Below are 16,459 nucleotides of genomic sequence, written 5' to 3'. Positions count from 1 at the left end.
ATGGTAACTGACTGACGTTACGCCCCTATTTTACGAGTTTGTAGGTATATTGGTCATCACTTGCCCAGTACGTTTTTAGTGACTAACGATTCTATTTAAAGCCAACGATTAACACTATACGGTTACTTATAAACAGAGAAGGCCCATCCGCAGATGAGCCTTCCTGATCTATTGGTCTATCTAATATTGGTTAAAAATTAGGGTTCTTAACCACCCCATCAGCCGCAGTCGGGTTCAACACAGACTCATCGGCCGGTACGTCCCAGAAATCCATGAAGTTATAGCTGATTGTCGCGTTCGTATAAATCTTTCCGGTACGATCCACGACTACGTTACCATAGCTACCACCGCCTTTGGAAACGTCATACGTCCATCCCCACCGGCGTGCGTTATAGTAGTTCAACCCGCGATTGAATAGAGATACCCGACTTTCTTTGGTCAGCTCAGTCATGGCTTGTGCCGCCGACAGTCCTTTACCAGCTACTTTAGCTACGCCCGCTCCCTGATACGTACGCACCGCGTCAATCAGTGTTAAAGCAGCTTCCGTATTGCCTTGACGGATATTAGCCTCGGCTTGTAGCAGAGCATTTTCTTCGTAGCTACCCGCAATGATCAATTCATACGAACCGGCCACTTTGGAGCCAAACTTCTCGACACCCGCAGCAACCGTCGATCCATCGACCATATCGTAACGGGATGAGTAGATATAATCGTCGCCATACAGCGGGCTACTTAGCGTAAAGTTCGCTGTAAGACGTGCATCACCCGTATTGAAGTTTTGAATAAACCGTTCGGTAATCTTATACGTAGTATTGGCGTTTTTACCCACAGTCAGTGCGCCCACCGTACCGCCCGATGGCGAGAAAATATAGTTTACAGCCGCCGACCGGGCCGTAAATACGTAATCGCCCTGTTTCACTCCATTGGTGGTCAGCGTCGATACCTGCTGCCAGTCGGCCGTAATCAGAGCAGTTGTCGATGACTTGGAAATGGTAGCATTCAGATTACCGTTTATGAATGGCGCCAGTTTAGGAGCCACAATATTCCGCGCCAGCAACGTATTGATATTCCGAAGCCACATATCCGTTGTGGGGACCTGACCCAGCCCTACTCTGCTAGGTGCCGGAATCAGTTGTCCCAACATAGAACTATAGTCGCTGGCCGACGTAACGGCTTTAAGTGCCGTAATGGCAGCATTATAGTTCTTGTTCGACTCCGCAATTATTGAACTGCTTGGTACATAACTATTGTTGGTAGCACCTGGCGTGTCGATAATCAGACCAGAGATATACATGGAGCCAATCGACGCATAGGCAAATCCCTTCCAGAAATACGCCCAGGCTTTCATGGTGTTTTTCTTGGAAGCCGCATCGCCACTATAGGTTAAGCCATCTACTTTACTCAATACGATATTCATCGCATTGTTCAGGGCATACATGTTGGTCCACTGATAATAGATGGCGTTATTTCCCGCTCCCGTAGCCGACCGGGTATTATAGGTACGAATAATACCTACCTGCGGTGACGTATTGGTCCGTTTCGATCCGTCGTCCAGCAATACATAGTCGGGTACCCCCATTGTACTGACCTGATTGTTGGATGCCTGCGCCGATACGTGATCGGCCATAACTTCATGATAACCCAACGGCAACGAGAAATAACTGTCGCCTAACCAGTTATCGGCTCCATTGGCGGCAAATCCGTTTTCAAAAACGCCCCCCTGCGCAAAGGCGATCAGGCCCATTTCGGTGTTGACGTTTCCGCCGAGAGTGGGTGCGTTAGGGTTACCTACATCCAATTGGCTTTTACAGCCTGCTCCCAGCAACAGAGCAGCTGTAATGGCCATCGTACTAAAAAATATATTACGTTTCATCGTATTTTCCTTGAAGAATGAAGAATGGTTAGAGCCCAATGTTGATACCGATCTGGTAGGATTTGAGGTTCGGTAAGGTACTGTGATCAACGCCCCGGTCGAACGCCGAACCAGCCTGCCCTGACGAAATCTCAGGATCGAAGCCCGAATATTTGGTAACGGTCAGTAGGTTTCGGCCAGTTAGCACCAGTTGCGCCCGATTCAGAACCGGCACTTTAAACACTTTTGCCAGATCAAGCCCAATGGAAATGTTACGTAAGCGGAGGAACGAGGCATCTTCTACGAAAAAATCTTTCGTTGCGTTGTTACCCGCCCCGCGCAGACTGCCCCACAAACCATAGTAAGCACTGGACCAGTAAGCGGAATAGGCTCCGGTGTTGCCGGCGATGTTCACCGATTTGCTGAAGTCGCCACTGATGCCATCCCGATACATCCATTCCTTCGTCTGGTTGTACAACTTATTACCATACACCCAGTCGAACTGGAAGTTAAGCGTCAGGAAGTCTTTAAAGGTGAAACCATTGGTAAACGACATATTGAACTTTGGGTTCGGGTTCATCAATGGATAGGTTTCATCCGTAAACTGAATCTGGTAGGTGCGTTTATCAACAACCCGCCCATCTACAATTGTATAGTTGCCTTCGTCGCTGGCCTGAATGTAGCGCTGTCCCTCCTGGTTTTTATAGTCAAGGCTGGTCATCGCTTTGTACCCGTAAATCTGCCCGATCGGCTGACCAGGTGTCAGTACCAGCGCCGTACTACCGGCAGCTGATGTCAACACAATATCCGCTCCGCCCGAGATCGACGTGACTTTCGATATCTGGTGTCCGAACCGAACGCCAAGGTCCCATTTCAGAGCCCGCGAAGTCAACACGGGAATATCCAGTGAGAACTGATAGCCATTCGATCCCATGCCAATGGCATTCGTCAACAGATTGGTTGATCCCGTCGACGGGGCCACTGGTGCCTGATAAATAGCCCCATCGGTTTTACGGGTCCAGTACGTAAAGCCGCCATTGATGGTCCGGAACCAGCTCCGACTGCCCAGATTGAGCCCAAAGTCTATCCCAACTTCCGTTTCCGTCGAGACTTCTACATTAAGATTAGGGTTGTTGCTCGTTTGCTGAACACTGTACGTCTGGAAGGCTCCAATACTATTGTTGTCCAGTACAGGGAAACGGTTAAACGGCCCAGGTTGAATACCAGCCTGCCCGTAAGCCGCCCGAACTTTCAGATAAGGCAGATAGTTCTGCAGGCCAGACGATTTGAAAAGCGACAGTGGGTTGATATATGCACTGGCGTGGGGGAAGGTGAACGGTTTGGAACCACCACCGAATGCCGACGACCAGTCACTACGGAAACCAGCTACGAAGCCCCCAAAATCACCGATGTCTACCTTCTGATCGATCAGATAGCCATACGTAATGAATGGTTGCCGATAGTCCAGGACTACGCTTTTATTATTAGCGGCCAGGATGCTGAATGGCGGAGCTAGCCCAATACCCGTTCCATACGTATCGATTTCCTTATACTGCTGGTTGCGATAGTCGAATCGAGCCAGTGTGTTAGTCTGAATGGGTAAATTCCAGCCAAAATCCTTCTGAAAATCTGTTTTAAAATTAACCGTTGCCAGCAGATTCTGATTGGTATTGTTGTACTGGTAATTGTCAATTTCTCCCGTATTGTCCTGACCATAGTTACTGGCCCAGACATTGTACTGGTTGCTAGTAATATTCTGCGACTGGTTATAGTACGTCCAGCGTGCATTTTCGATCCGGGCATTCACGCCGTAATTGACGTTAACATCCAGAAACTTGTTGAGTTTATAATCGGCAGCTATACTCTGCACGATCTCGACTTTATTATCCAGTCCGTCTGTGTACTGCTGACGATAGAATGGATTGGCGGCATTGATACTAACGAAGTTTGCCCGCTGATAATAAGGTGAATTCCCATCTGCCGTTTTGTAGGTCAAATCAAAGAAAGGCGACGTATTCAGAAAGCCGTATACGTTGCCTATAGAACCGGCACTGTTGCCCAGACCGAAGTACGTTCCGCCGGGGCCTCCCAGACCTGGCTTCATCGTATTTTTGGTGTAGATTAATTGCGTAGCCGACCGGATGGTTAATCCTTTGGCAAGCTCAAAACCTAAATTGACCGATACGTTCGTCCGATCGAGATAGCCATTTTTCAGAATAGCCGTAACGGTATGGTTGTTGGCGATAGCAATGTTATAATCACTTTTTTCGCCAGCACCCGATAAATTAAGCGACGCATTCGTGGTGCTTCCCGTTTGAAAAACCTGCTTGAAATGGTCGTAATATTTCAGGTTACCAACGTAAGGCTTGTTGGCGTTATTCCGAATATCCTGAATGGCGTAGCGAGTTGCCCCTCCATATTGATACGAAATATCGGGCAGGCTACCGTACTGATCGATGGCAATAACGTTTCCTTTGCTATCAGTCAGATTGCCAGTGGCGTCAGTCAGATACGGGTGCAATTCGGCTTTGTGTACATTACCTATGTTCAAAAACTGATTCTCGGCATAGCTGGCAGAGAAATTAATCTGGGCTTTTCCTTTTTTACCACGCTTGGTAAAAATCTGGATTACGCCATTAGCGCCCTGTGCGCCGTAGAGAGAGGCCGATGCAGCTCCCTGTACCACTTCTACCCGATCAACGTTGGTCAGATCCAGTGAGTTAATATCCGTAGCCGCCACCTGAACCCCATCGACCATAATCAGTGGCCGCGTGCCATTCTGTACCGTATTAATGCCTCGTAAAACAATATTGACGGGATCGCCAGGATTTCCACTAATACTCGAAATCTGAGCACCGGCAATTTTACCAACCAACGCCTGGTCAATCGAAGCCGATGGAGCCTGGGGCAGATTTTTGGCAGTAATACTTTCAACCGCCATACCTAGCTTAGCCTTACTGGTTTCAACTCCGGTTCCTGTTACCACTACTTCGGTCAGGATGCGGGAGTCCGACGCCATGCTAATATTTAATTCACTCTGGTTGCCGACGGGTATCTCCTGGGTTCTAAAACCAACGAAGCTAAATACCAACACAGCACCTTTGCCCGCAGGAACAGCAATCGAATACGTTCCTTCTGCATCGGTTGATGTACCTCTATTAATTCCTTTCAGGACAACAGATACACCGGGTAAGGGAGACCCATCATCGGCCGACGTTATCTTGCCGACAATTCTACGCTCCTGAGCCCAGGCAGCTGTCCAAATTGAGCATACTAAGAGTAAGCCCAAACAGAGAATTTTCCTCATACAGTTTTTAGTTATAGGTTAAAAAAACGAGCTGTTTTCCGGCAAATCTAAGTACCGCAAACAGACAGTACAATATATCATCAATATCGGATTTGCATAATTATAAATTTTATCCAATAGAAATCTTGTAAAATATTATTCTGATAATTAAAATTCCATTAAAGTATATGGTGCAAAAAAAACCTATTAAAAGTTCATTAAAATAGCACCATATACTTAAGTATTTATACTTAATTACCATCTACAACCTACTCGCTATAACGTCGTACTATTGTGTACACTATTACGTATCAGTACATACAAAAAAAGCAAGCCTCCCCAGTTGGGAAGGCTTGCTTTTAACAAGGTAATCTGTACGTCTCCGGAATGGATTATCGCTAATTCACTACGTTCAGCCGATAGAAGAACGGCGAACTATAATACGCCCCGCCTGTAATATTGGCTCCCGTATTAGCCGCCGAGAATGATTTTCCGTTCGTTAACTTCATCGTGCCGTTTATTTCAAAACGATCCCCACTGGCAATATCGGCAGCTGTCAGCTTGGTAGCCGTCAAGGCTTCTGCCCCCGTAACAGAGATCGTAGCCCGTGGATAGCCGGTTGTCGCATCTTTCGCGAACGAAGAAGCCGGAATCGACTTCAGGGTTACCACCGTCGACGGAGTTGTTCCATTTGCCGGAGTCGCGTCCACGAATTTGATGGTCAGATCATACGATGCCAATAAAGCACCGTAATTAGTCGTAACGGCTTCGGCTACAAACTCCATTTTGGTGCCGCTCATATTGGCCTTGCTAACACTAAACGTAGTATTACCAACCGGATAAGGCGAAACGGTACGTACAAATCCTCCATTGTCCATTTCCGATTCTTTGATCCGCTCGATCATATCGGTTTTACATGCCATGGCGAGTACGCTCATCAAGGCAAGAAATAAGCAATTTTTTATCATGAATTGTATGTTGAAATAGTTCATGTTTCTACGAAATAGCGTTGGCCTATTTTAATAGCCCGGCAGGATTGTTATCCCAGAAAACTGGCGTCGTTAGATTTGACTTTTGCTTAGCCTTCGAATTACGCGTAATGTAGGTTGCAGGATAATAGTACGTACGCGGGAAATTTCCAGGATTAGCATCGAGCGCAGGCTGTTGATTCGAGGGTTTTCCGGTACGGCGATACAGGTTATACGATTCAATCCCATTGCCGTACAGAGCCAGCCAGTATTCCTTGGCAATAATGTTCAGTCTGGCATCGTCGGACGTAGCAGCATCGTAGTCAGCCAGTACTTTGGTGACGTATTTAGCGACCTCGTCGGCCCATACGTAATTTTTAGAGGCTTCGAACGTACTGATTTTAGCGCTCTCGATGGTACCCAATGCCTGTGCCCGTACGTCGGCCATCGATTTTTCAATCGCCGATTTCAGTAAGTCTTTTGCCGTACCGGTTGTACCCAGTGTCAACGCCGATTCAGCCAGCATGAAATCAACAAATGATCGCATCATGATCGGATGGATGCCCACTCCGCCAGCACCAGCCCCCAGCGATACAGGTACACCAGCGTCATTGTCGTACAAACCACCAGCCGGATAAACGCCCCACGCCGTTCTTAATAAACCATCGGGTGGAATACCTTCGTTGCTTAGGTGGTCGCGGCCCCAGTAACCAATGCTCGTTGGTAAACAGAACACGTCAGCATCCGTGTAGTGAGCAGGCTTGGCTACGGTAATGCAACGTAATACGTTCACGTCGGTTGGATTCCGAACCGTCTGACGATAGAAATAGAAACGAATACGTGGGTCTGGAAATCCTTTCGACGAATACAACGTACCCATATACGAGTTGGACTGATAGTCGCCACCGCCCGTTGGGGAATATTGACCAGCGTAGCGCGGATGACGCGTATCGGGATTGGTCAGGTTCGATCCGAATTTGAACGTAAAGTTCTGCGTAGCGGCAGATACCAGTTTACCACCGGCAATCAGCGCGTTAATCGCTGATGTTGACCCGGCTTTATCTACCAATCGACGGTTCAGATAGGCCTTCAGTTTCAACGAATTGGCGGCTCGTATCCAGTTATCGGTATTGCCGTTATAGATCAGATCGCCGGTAGCACCCGCTTTCGACGTAGCACCGAAATTCGCGATGGCTTTATCCAGCTCGGCCAGCGCAACCGTATAAATACTTTCACCCGTGTCGGTACCTGGATTAAAATTAGCCGGATCAATAGCCTGTGTGTATGGAACATCGCCAAAGGCATCAACCAGATTAAGCAGTGCCGATGCACGTAGCGTCCGCGCAATACCCGCATGAACAAATAGCTCGCCTGACTCGGCCAGCGGAATCAGTGTTTTTACGTCGGTCATCAGACCTGCATAAGCCGTATTCCAGGCTCCATCGAAGTTACCGGGCGAAACGGCATTGTCATAAATGGCCGCTCCCTGGTTCAGCATACGGGTCAGCCGCATACCAGGATCGCTCATCTGGTTAAAGTGATCCTTATAACCCAACTCAACGGAATTGAGCAGGTAGTTAATATCTGTGTTATTGGCCGTTACTGCATTTGGATTGTCGAGCAAATCCAGCTTACAGGAACTAACAACGACCACACACAGCATTAATACAAGTGTGCTTAGTTTCTTAATCATTGGAAACAGATTTGAAAAATGATTGTGTATCTACCTCTGTCTTCTGGTTAGAATGTGATCTTCAGCGTGCCACCTAACCGCTTGGTGCTAGGACCGGTCAGGAATTCGAAGCCGAGTCCATTACCGACGCCCAATCCTAAGTTATCCGTGTCGAAGTTCAGACCCGTCGGAAAATGTAAGGCTTTGTACCACAAATTATTACCAAACAGCGAAATCGATGCCCCTTTGATTTTCAGCTTACTCAGGAATGGTTTGGGGATTTGATAGCCCAACGATACTTCCTGCAGGCGAATAGTCGATCCGTCGTAGATACGGCCTTCGTCGCCAAAGAAGTAGTAGTTGTTGAAATAGAAATCAGAGTTGGTAATCTGAATATCGTTTGGCGTACCATCCGAATTTTTCACCCCTGGAATAATCAGCGTTTGTTGACGATCAATCCCTCCGTCGCGCCCATTATCGGTATTAACCAAACCCCGACCCAGCAGCGCGCCAGCAGTGGTAGAGTACATAGCGCCACCATGCCGATATGCCAGCATAAAGCTCAGCGAAAAGCCTTTGTAGTTAAACTCATTGATCAGACTCGACGTGAAAGCAGGGTTCGGATTGCCCAGAATCACGGGCGAAGTCGTCTGAATCAGATACCCCTGACCATCGATGAGATACTGGCCCTGATCGTTACGGCGGTAGCCCGTTCCTTTGATGACGTTAAAAGGCTGACCAACAATAGCGTAGTTACCCAATGATCCGCCAAATCCGGAAACCTGTACTTCCTGAAGCGTTCCGCCCAAATCCAGCACTTTCGGTACGTTACGAGAGAAAACACCCGTCACATCCCACGAGAAACCTCCCCGTTTGATTGGTGATCCCGACACACTGATTTCAACCCCTGCATTCTGAATTTTACCGATGTTGATAGTCGTGGCCGTATACCCTGTCGATGCATCGAGTGGCGTGTTGGTGATCAGATCACGGGTGGTACGCTGATAAGCCGTAATATCGAAGTTAACCCGGTTGTTCAGCAGGCGACCTTCAACCCCAAATTCAACTTCTGTATGCAGCTCAGGCTTCAGATTTGGGTTTCCTAATACGTTATCCACCGAGTGTGTCTGCACAGTTGCGCCCGATGCGTTCAGCCAGGCTCTGGCGTTCTGGTTCAGGACGCTACGTGTGCTGTACGGGTTCGGGAAACCGGCCGACGTACCAATGCCTGCTCTGAGCTTAAGGAAGTTCAGCACACTGCTCCCCTGCAATGCGCCAAAGGCGGATGTTGGCACGAAGGAAATACTACCTGATGGATAGAAAATCTGGCGGTTTGCTACCTCTACGGTCGACGTCCAGTCGTTACGGGCTGCTACGTTCAGGAACAGATAGTCATTGATATCGGCCGTAATTTCACCAAACACCCCAATCCGGGTTTGTTCTACCGTACCATCAATAGCCTGGTTGTCGATGAAGTTGTTATGCCGGAACAAGTTACGAGCGAGCTGGTTCTGACTCACTACGTATTGATAGCGGGTTTTGTCATTCCGCATGTTGCCCCCCAAACGAGCCGATAGAGTGAATCGGTCGCTAACGGGTTTGTTGTAGGACACAATCAAGCTATTATCCCAGATCGTGTTATTCACATCGTAGGTATTGTAGAAACCATTCACAAAATCAACACCGCCTTTGTTGAATTTATACTCCTGATTCTCCGAATACGTATCCAGACCGACCTTGTACAACAGCACGAGATCCTTGGCAATATCGTAGGTTAGATTCGTTGTCGTGAAGAAGCGGTTAACAACGCCCGTTGTCTTGTAGTTGGCCAGAATCCAGCGTGGGTTAGGAATATCGTTACCCGACCGGAAATATACCGTACCACCATCGACCGGACTTTCGTAGGGCCAGCCCATCAAATCCACCTGACGCGGGGTAAACATAACGTTGGCCAACACCGACGGGAAACCTCCCAGCGTGTTGTTTCCCTGACCTGCACTGAGTGGCGGAGAGAACTGATCGGTGTTCGCGTAATTGAAGGACGTATTGATGCTGAACTTTTTACTCAGCTGCGCCCGGATACCCGATCCAATGTTCAGGCGAGTCAATCCATTATCAGGAATATAGCCTTGTTCTTTATTATAACCGACCGACAGATTATAACCTACTTTTTCGCTACCCCCCGACAGGTTCAGCGAGGTATTGGAAATAATACCCGTCCGGAAAAAATCCTTCACATTATCGGGGTAAACCTGCATCTTATAAGCACCCAGCGAAGCCACGTACGGAGCCATAGCCGAACGTAGTGCCGAATTGGTCAGAAACGCATACGGATGCTGCGTCAGAGCCGTGTTTGTATTCTGCGAGGGATAGGCTAAGGCTTCCGCCAGCGTTGGACCGAAATTACTGAAGAAGTAACCCAGGTTTTGCTGGAAACCACCCACGTAATCATTCTGATAACGAGGCAAGTGCGCTGAGTTCGCAAAAACAGATTGCGTTAACGTTACTTCTGTTGGGCGCGCTTTTTTGCTGCCGTTTTTGGTCGTTACCAGAATGACGCCGTTACGTCCCTGATCGCCATACGTAACGGTAGCCGCCAACCCTTTCAGGACGCTGATATTTTCGATATTGTTCGGATCAAGATCCAGAAAACGGCTGGAAGCCGACTGACTTCCCCCCTGAAAGCCGGTACCCGAAGCCCCAGTTAAACCACCGCGTGAGTTAGTGCTTGAGTTGAACGGTACGCCATCGACCACGAAAAGTGGCTGAGTAGAGCCGGTGATCGACGAAAACCCGCGAATGTTGATACTCGTACCCGTACCCGACACCCCCGACGTAGCGGTGATGTTAACGCCCGGAATTTTACCCTGTAGAATACGGCCCACATCAGCCTGCGGGCGATCTTCAATGGATTTGTTTTCCAGCGTAGTAACGGCATACCCCAGGGCTTTCTTCTCCCGAACAATCCCCTGTGCTGTTACGACTACTTCCTGAAGACTTTTGGCATCAGAAACCAGCTTAACATCGATTTTTGACCGGTTTCCGATTTCAATTTCCTGCGTAGCCGTACCAACAAAACTAATTACCAGCACCTTAGCTCCGCCAGAAACCGCAATGGAGTAGTTACCATCGGCATCGGTGTTCGCTCCTCTCGATGTACCTTTCAGCACGATCGACGCTCCAGGTATAGGAGAGCCATCTTCAGCGGCTGTCACTTTACCCGTAATCGTCCTATCCTGGGCCCAGGCAGGCACCCAGAGTGAGCATAGCAACAGCACACTCACTAGTAGATTTTTCATCATAAAGCTAGATTAAGTTTAGATTAAAAAATAAGTATTAGCCGCAAATATAGCAAAATACATTACCGATCATATTCATAGAATTTAACACGTACTAATATTTTATTCGCATATACTAAATAATAATAGAATTTAATTCCGGTTATTTTCCATTTATAGAGTAACAAAACTTTATCAATAAAGTACAATTATTATTATTTATTAAGTATTTTTACTATATGTAATATACGCTACTCATTTAAACCATTACTTAAACCAAAAACGCCGGATCAAATGACCCGGCGTTTGCTGTTATTATACTATTATTGACTTAGGAGTTTGCCTGCATGGCGCAGTTAAGCGCCTTATCTATATCCGTAGCCATCAACCGCGTGTGCTGATAGCCGATCCGAAACAATTCTCTCGCTTTACTGATATCGGTGGTACCGTATTCGGCCAGTTGGGGCGGCTCGATTAATACGTTGCATTTGGTAAACCGTTCTTTCGTTTTGGTCTGCACCGCCAGCACCAGACTTCGCTCAATAACCCCGCGCATCGAACGGATCGGCTTGCGAGGGCCCAGCACATTACAATGCGACCCAATCAGACAATCGACTTTGTCTTCCAACGGTTCTACCGGCAAATTGTTCAGCACACCGCCATCTACGTACTGTCGTTTATTGATTTGAAATGGCTCAAAAATGCCCGGCAAACAACAAGAGGCCAATACCGGACGTATTAGTTCGCCCGAGTTAAAAACGACCTGCTCACCAGCGTTCAGATCAACGGCTACTACGTGTAGCGGAATCCGTAAGCCTTCGAACGTATCGTGCGAAATGTATTTCCGATAGATATCGACAATGGTATCCAGACGTAGCAACCCCATCCGATTCCAGGCCGGGCGGATGTGCCGTACAAACGACGACGATTCAATGATTTTCAGGCTCTCATCGGGCGAATAGCCCTGTGCAATAAACGCACCAGCTATAGCCCCGGCACTGGTTCCCGAAATCTGATCGAACCCAATGCCCATTTCCTGAAGTGCCTTGATAACACCCAGATGCGCTATTCCCCGCGCTCCTCCTCCTGATAATACCAAACCAATCTTCATAGTGCCAGTACTATAAGTTCAGGTTGCCCTGACGTAATATAAGCAAAACGTGTCGCCCTGTTGTTGTCAACTAGCTGTTGAACGTAGTGGTTTTCGGGCTCACAACAAATCAATAAGTCGGCCTTTCTCTTTCAGCCGAACACCTTTTTCGGTCATCTCCACGGTAGCGGCTTCGGTTACGGGGTCGTGCTCAAAAAGCAATATCCAATTTTCGTCGGCGGCTTGCTGTAACAGCTTCGCCTTTTCGTCCATCGTTAGCAACGGGCGCACATCGTAACTCATCACATACGGCAACGGAATATGCCCCGACGACGGAATCAGATCGGCCATATACGCCACGCTACGTCCATTTATCTGAAAAACGGGCAACACCATCTTCTCGGTATGCCCATCCACATAGCGTAAATCAATATCGGTGAATGGAAACGGATTTTCCGTTAGGAACTGCAACTGCCCACTTTCCTGCAAGGGCATAATATTCTCACGTAGAAACGACGCTTTTTCACGAGGATTGGGATGAACAGCCCATTGCCAGTGAGCCGGATGAACCCAATACGTAGCGTTCTCAAAAACAGGTGTCAATGTATCGTCGGTACGTTTTACGGCTCCGCCCACATGGTCGAAATGCAGATGCGTCAGCAGTACGTCCGTTACGTCGGTCAGGTCATACCCAGCCGCCCGAATGGAGGAACGTAACGTAGCGTCGCCACTGAGGTCGTAATGACCGAAGAATTTGGCGTCCTGTTTATCACCAATGCCGGTATCAACCAGCAGCAGCCGGTTATTCGCTTCATAGAGCAGGCAACGCATAGCCCAGGTGCACCGATTCAGGTCATCGGCCGGATTTAGTTTTTGCCAGAGCGGTTTAGGCACTACACCAAACATAGCCCCGCCATCGAGTTTAAAAAAACCAGTATCAATCATTTGGAGAGACATAAGCGTGTTTTTGGCAAGTTAAAATTTCTTTCTGACAGGAATAACAAGCGGAACTATGTTTTGGCAGGACAAGCGCTTCTGAAGCAACCTTTTTGACACCAATTGGCGTTACGTCCAGCATCAGGAGCAACCGGTTCTTTTTCGTATTTTGTGAGCATGCAGTATGTTTATCACGATAGCCAAACCGAAGGAATCCTTCACCTAACGTGTCAGGAGCCCACTTTCAGGCAGTCCTTCCGGGAAGATTACAGAAACAGGCTGCTGACCATTGCCTGGAATACGGGCCCCGACCAGATGATTACCATCGACGGAATCAGTTATCTGTTTCCTCAGCAGTCGATATTACCGCTCATGATTAATCAGTCGTACGTGTTTGAGGAACCGGAGTTGGTGGTAGCCTGGCAATTCAACCGGGAGTTTTACTGCATTGTTGATCATGACAAAGAAGTTTCCTGCGTTGGCTTTCTGTTTTACGGGGCCACCATTCCGATGTTTATTGCACTTGATCAGTTGGAACGAACCAAATTCGACGCGTTGTTACGGGTATTCTACGATGAATTTTCTATTCAGGACACTATCCAGGGAGAAATGCTAAGAATGCTACTCAAACGACTGATTATCAAAATGACACGTTTGGCAAAAGAGCAATTCTTACACCAACATTTCAGCGAGAAAGACCTCGATCTGGTCCGGCGATTCAACCTGCTGGTAGAAATAAATTTCCGTACCCTTCACAACGTAAAATCCTACGCCGATTTACTCAATCGATCCTCCAAAACGCTTTCAAATCTGTTTGCTCAGTATAATCAACCCAGTCCACTACAAATCATCCATAAACGTATCGTACTGGAAGCCAAACGTTTAATCCTGTACACAAACAAATCGATCAAAGAAATCACGTTTGAGTTAGGCTTCGAAGCTATTCCGCATTTCAGCCGATTTTTTAAAAACCAGATTGGCGTATCGCCATCCGAATTTAAAGAACGTAATACAACCCTGCCCATCAGGAAAAATTGATAACAGAATGGGCAGAGTAGTCATTTCTTCGGATTAGTGAACGTAGCAACTTTGTCGCTATCACTCATCTATTGGCTTCATGCCGAAAATCACATGAAATACCTTACATTTATTTGCCTATTGTTCGTATCAATGGCTTTTCGTGCTTCCGTAGAAATTCCGCAGAAACCAGAGGATATCAGCCCTTTACTGGTTGGCGAAACAATTCCGAGCTCTAAAGTTCAAACAATTGATGGTCAATCAGTTTCTCTACTTGATATAGTATCGAAAAAGCCAACCGTACTAATTTTTTATCGGGGTGGCTGGTGTCCTTTTTGTAATCGTCAGCTTTCAGAACTACGTACGTTGGAGCCTGACCTTAGCAAATTAGGCTACCAAATACTGGCGGTAAGCACCGATAGCCCGGAAAATTTAAAAAATACGCTCGATAAATCTGAACTCACCTACACGCTTCTTTCCGATGCAGACGTAACGGCTGCCCGCGCTTTTGGTCTGGCATTTAAAGCACCGGCGGCTTATAGTGCAACCCTGGAAAAAGGAAGTAATGGTAAGAACACCGATAAACTTTTGCCCGTACCGGCCGTTTTCTTACTGAATCAGCAGGGCGTTATCAAGTTTGAATACATCAATCCTAACTTCAAAGAGCGAATGCCCGCTAAGTTGCTCAAAGCAGCCGCCGAATCTGTTCTCTAATTACCCGAACTGAACAATTGATCGCCTAAAAGGTCTTTAGTTTGTATTTTTAGGGCAAACCAGCCTACCCTTCCCATGAAACGTATCGTTCACAAGCATCCGCTGGCCATTCGGTGGTTTCACTGGATCAACTTTCCGGTGTTATTCGTCATGATCTGGAGCGGACTGTTGATTTATTGGGCGTATGATCCGTACAAAATCCAGATCGGCGACTACGTACTGGTGTCGTTCTTTCCCGACGGATTTTACAAAGCGCTCGGCGTGCCGCGTCGACTGGCCGAAGGTATGGCGTGGCACTTTGTGTTTATGTGGATTTTTCTGCTGAACGGGCTGTTCTACGTCGGTTATACGTTTCTTTCGGGCGAATGGCGGCACCTGGTTCCGAATCGTAACTCATTCCGGGAAGCCATCGACGTAACGCTTTACGATTTGGGCTTGCGAAAAACGCAGCCGCCGTTTATTAAATACAACGGTGCACAAAAAATAGCCTATTCGGCCATTCTGCTCATGGGCGTCGGCTCTATTCTGACGGGCTACGCCATCTATAAACCCACCCAGTTTTCGTGGCTTACTACGCTGCTTGGCGGCTACAAAGCGGCTCGAATGGAGCATTTTATACTAACACTGGGTTACGTTATTTTCTTCGTTATTCACATCATACAGGTGATTCGGGCGGGTTGGCAAAATTTCCAGTCGATGGTTACGGGGTTTGAAATTGTGAATAAACACGACCCAGACCGGCCAATTGTAGATAACCCCGTTGATAAGCTACCCGATGCCCCCGTAGAGCCCATTGAACCAGTGGTTAAACCTAGTTTGTCATGAATCAAGCCGAAAATCAGAAAGCTACGGAGCCCAACTTGCCCGAAGAAAACCTTCCCGAATCAGTGGTTCGTCGGCGTATGTTACAATCGTTCGGCTGGTTTGCGCTGGCGTCGGCGGTTCCGGTAGGCGTTTATCAATGGATCAAAAAAAGCCCCGGTGCGCAGGGCATCAAGCGGCCGCTACGTAACGTACTGAACACGAACGAGACAATTGCCCGTACTTATTTCAGCGACACGCATCTGGTGACTACATTTCCGGTGGAGGAAGCGGCTAAAAATGCGCGTGTAAATGGTTACGACGGCCTTAAAACACCTATCCCGGAAGATTGGAAATTACAGATCGAAAGTCCCGGCAAACAGCCGTTTGATCTCACTATCGATGCGATTAAAGCCCTACCCAAACACGAGATCGTTTACGAATTCAAGTGCATCGAAGGCTGGAGTCAGGTGCAGCATTGGGGAGGAGCGCTATTATCAGACTTTTTAGAGAAATACAAGCTGGGAACACGTAGCGGTAATGCCCCTAATCCTGACAAAACCGACGATTTGTTCCGCTACGTTGGTCTGGAAACCCCCGACAAAGGTTACTACGTCGGTATCGATATGGAAAGTGCTCTACACCCGCAAACGATACTGGCTTATGAGCTAAACGGTGAGCCGATTAACGCTCCACACGGTGCTCCGCTACGTCTGATTATTCCGGTCAAATACGGCGTTAAAAACCTGAAACGTATTGGTCGCCTATTCTTCTCCGACGAAAAACCCCGTGATTTCTGGGCCGAACGCGGCTATGATTACTACGTTGGATTGTGATTGACGGCC

General features: G+C 47.7%; 11 protein-coding genes. 4 read left to right on the top strand and 7 right to left on the bottom strand.

The window, feature by feature from the left end:
- Window positions 1-190: 190 nt before the first annotated feature.
- The 7 genes from GK108_RS21170 to GK108_RS21140 form a co-directional block, all read right to left on the bottom strand.
- Window positions 191-1,873 carry a RagB/SusD family nutrient uptake outer membrane protein gene (locus tag GK108_RS21170; protein WP_163952836.1) on the bottom strand — a complete coding sequence of 561 codons (1,683 nt, stop codon included), beginning with the start codon at window positions 1,871-1,873 and terminating at the stop codon, window positions 191-193.
- A 28-nt stretch (window positions 1,874-1,901) separates the two neighbouring features.
- Window positions 1,902-5,159: a SusC/RagA family TonB-linked outer membrane protein gene (locus GK108_RS21165; protein ID WP_163952833.1), complete on the bottom strand. Its 3,258-nt coding sequence runs from the start codon at window positions 5,157-5,159 to the stop codon at window positions 1,902-1,904.
- A 377-nt stretch (window positions 5,160-5,536) separates the two neighbouring features.
- Window positions 5,537-6,076 (bottom strand): hypothetical protein, encoded by a 540-nt coding sequence (locus GK108_RS21160; RefSeq protein WP_246225048.1) that lies wholly within the window; start codon window positions 6,074-6,076, stop codon window positions 5,537-5,539.
- A gap of 76 nt (window positions 6,077-6,152) precedes the next feature.
- Window positions 6,153-7,799, bottom strand: coding sequence for a SusD/RagB family nutrient-binding outer membrane lipoprotein (locus GK108_RS21155; protein WP_163952831.1), 1,647 nt, complete (start codon window positions 7,797-7,799; stop codon window positions 6,153-6,155).
- Between the two features lie 47 nt (window positions 7,800-7,846).
- Complete coding sequence (locus GK108_RS21150) at window positions 7,847-11,080, bottom strand: SusC/RagA family TonB-linked outer membrane protein (RefSeq protein ID WP_163952829.1); 3,234 nt, start codon at window positions 11,078-11,080, stop codon at window positions 7,847-7,849.
- A gap of 307 nt (window positions 11,081-11,387) precedes the next feature.
- The gene (locus tag GK108_RS21145) at window positions 11,388-12,167 is read right to left on the bottom strand and encodes a patatin-like phospholipase family protein (RefSeq protein WP_163952827.1); all 780 of its coding nucleotides are present in this window, start codon (window positions 12,165-12,167) and stop codon (window positions 11,388-11,390) included.
- A 99-nt stretch (window positions 12,168-12,266) separates the two neighbouring features.
- A complete protein-coding gene (locus tag GK108_RS21140; protein WP_163952825.1) occupies window positions 12,267-13,103 on the bottom strand; it encodes an MBL fold metallo-hydrolase in 837 nt (278 codons plus the stop codon).
- A gap of 156 nt (window positions 13,104-13,259) precedes the next feature.
- Between GK108_RS21140 and GK108_RS21135 the strand changes: the two genes are divergently transcribed.
- From GK108_RS21135 to GK108_RS21120, 4 genes are all read left to right on the top strand, one after another.
- Entirely contained in the window at window positions 13,260-14,120 is an 861-nt protein-coding gene (locus tag GK108_RS21135) for an AraC family transcriptional regulator (protein WP_163952823.1), read from the top strand.
- Between the two features lie 93 nt (window positions 14,121-14,213).
- The gene (locus tag GK108_RS21130) at window positions 14,214-14,813 is read left to right on the top strand and encodes a peroxiredoxin-like family protein (RefSeq protein ID WP_163952821.1); all 600 of its coding nucleotides are present in this window, start codon (window positions 14,214-14,216) and stop codon (window positions 14,811-14,813) included.
- Window positions 14,814-14,888: 75 nt separating this feature from the next.
- Complete coding sequence (locus tag GK108_RS21125; protein WP_163952819.1) at window positions 14,889-15,638, top strand: cytochrome b/b6 domain-containing protein; 750 nt, start codon at window positions 14,889-14,891, stop codon at window positions 15,636-15,638.
- Window positions 15,635-16,450 carry a molybdopterin-dependent oxidoreductase gene (locus GK108_RS21120; RefSeq protein ID WP_163952817.1) on the top strand — a complete coding sequence of 272 codons (816 nt, stop codon included), beginning with the start codon at window positions 15,635-15,637 and terminating at the stop codon, window positions 16,448-16,450. The genes GK108_RS21125 and GK108_RS21120 overlap by 4 nt, the downstream gene beginning before the upstream one ends.
- Window positions 16,451-16,459: the final 9 nt, after the last annotated feature.

The organism is Spirosoma terrae (assembly GCF_010435915.1).
GTDB lineage: Bacteria > Bacteroidota > Bacteroidia > Cytophagales > Spirosomataceae > Spirosoma > Spirosoma terrae.
The sequence above is the reverse complement of the archived record's forward strand: the minus strand, read 5'-3'. Positions and strand labels throughout refer to the sequence as shown.

Excerpts from the sequence above, each read along its gene's own strand:
- GK108_RS21170 (WP_163952836.1), bottom strand. The coding sequence starts at position 1,873 with ATGAAACGTAATATATTTTTTAGTACGATGGCCATTACAGCTGCTCTG.
- GK108_RS21165 (WP_163952833.1), bottom strand. The coding sequence starts at position 5,159 with ATGAGGAAAATTCTCTGTTTGGGCTTACTCTTAGTATGCTCAATTTGG.
- GK108_RS21160 (WP_246225048.1), bottom strand. The coding sequence starts at position 6,076 with ATGAGCGTACTCGCCATGGCATGTAAAACCGATATGATCGAGCGGATC.
- GK108_RS21155 (WP_163952831.1), bottom strand. The coding sequence starts at position 7,799 with ATGATTAAGAAACTAAGCACACTTGTATTAATGCTGTGTGTGGTCGTT.
- GK108_RS21150 (WP_163952829.1), bottom strand. The coding sequence starts at position 11,080 with ATGATGAAAAATCTACTAGTGAGTGTGCTGTTGCTATGCTCACTCTGG.
- GK108_RS21145 (WP_163952827.1), bottom strand. The coding sequence starts at position 12,167 with ATGAAGATTGGTTTGGTATTATCAGGAGGAGGAGCGCGGGGAATAGCG.
- GK108_RS21140 (WP_163952825.1), bottom strand. The coding sequence starts at position 13,103 with ATGTCTCTCCAAATGATTGATACTGGTTTTTTTAAACTCGATGGCGGG.
- GK108_RS21135 (WP_163952823.1), top strand. The coding sequence starts at position 13,260 with ATGCAGTATGTTTATCACGATAGCCAAACCGAAGGAATCCTTCACCTA.
- GK108_RS21130 (WP_163952821.1), top strand. The coding sequence starts at position 14,214 with ATGAAATACCTTACATTTATTTGCCTATTGTTCGTATCAATGGCTTTT.
- GK108_RS21125 (WP_163952819.1), top strand. The coding sequence starts at position 14,889 with ATGAAACGTATCGTTCACAAGCATCCGCTGGCCATTCGGTGGTTTCAC.
- GK108_RS21120 (WP_163952817.1), top strand. The coding sequence starts at position 15,635 with ATGAATCAAGCCGAAAATCAGAAAGCTACGGAGCCCAACTTGCCCGAA.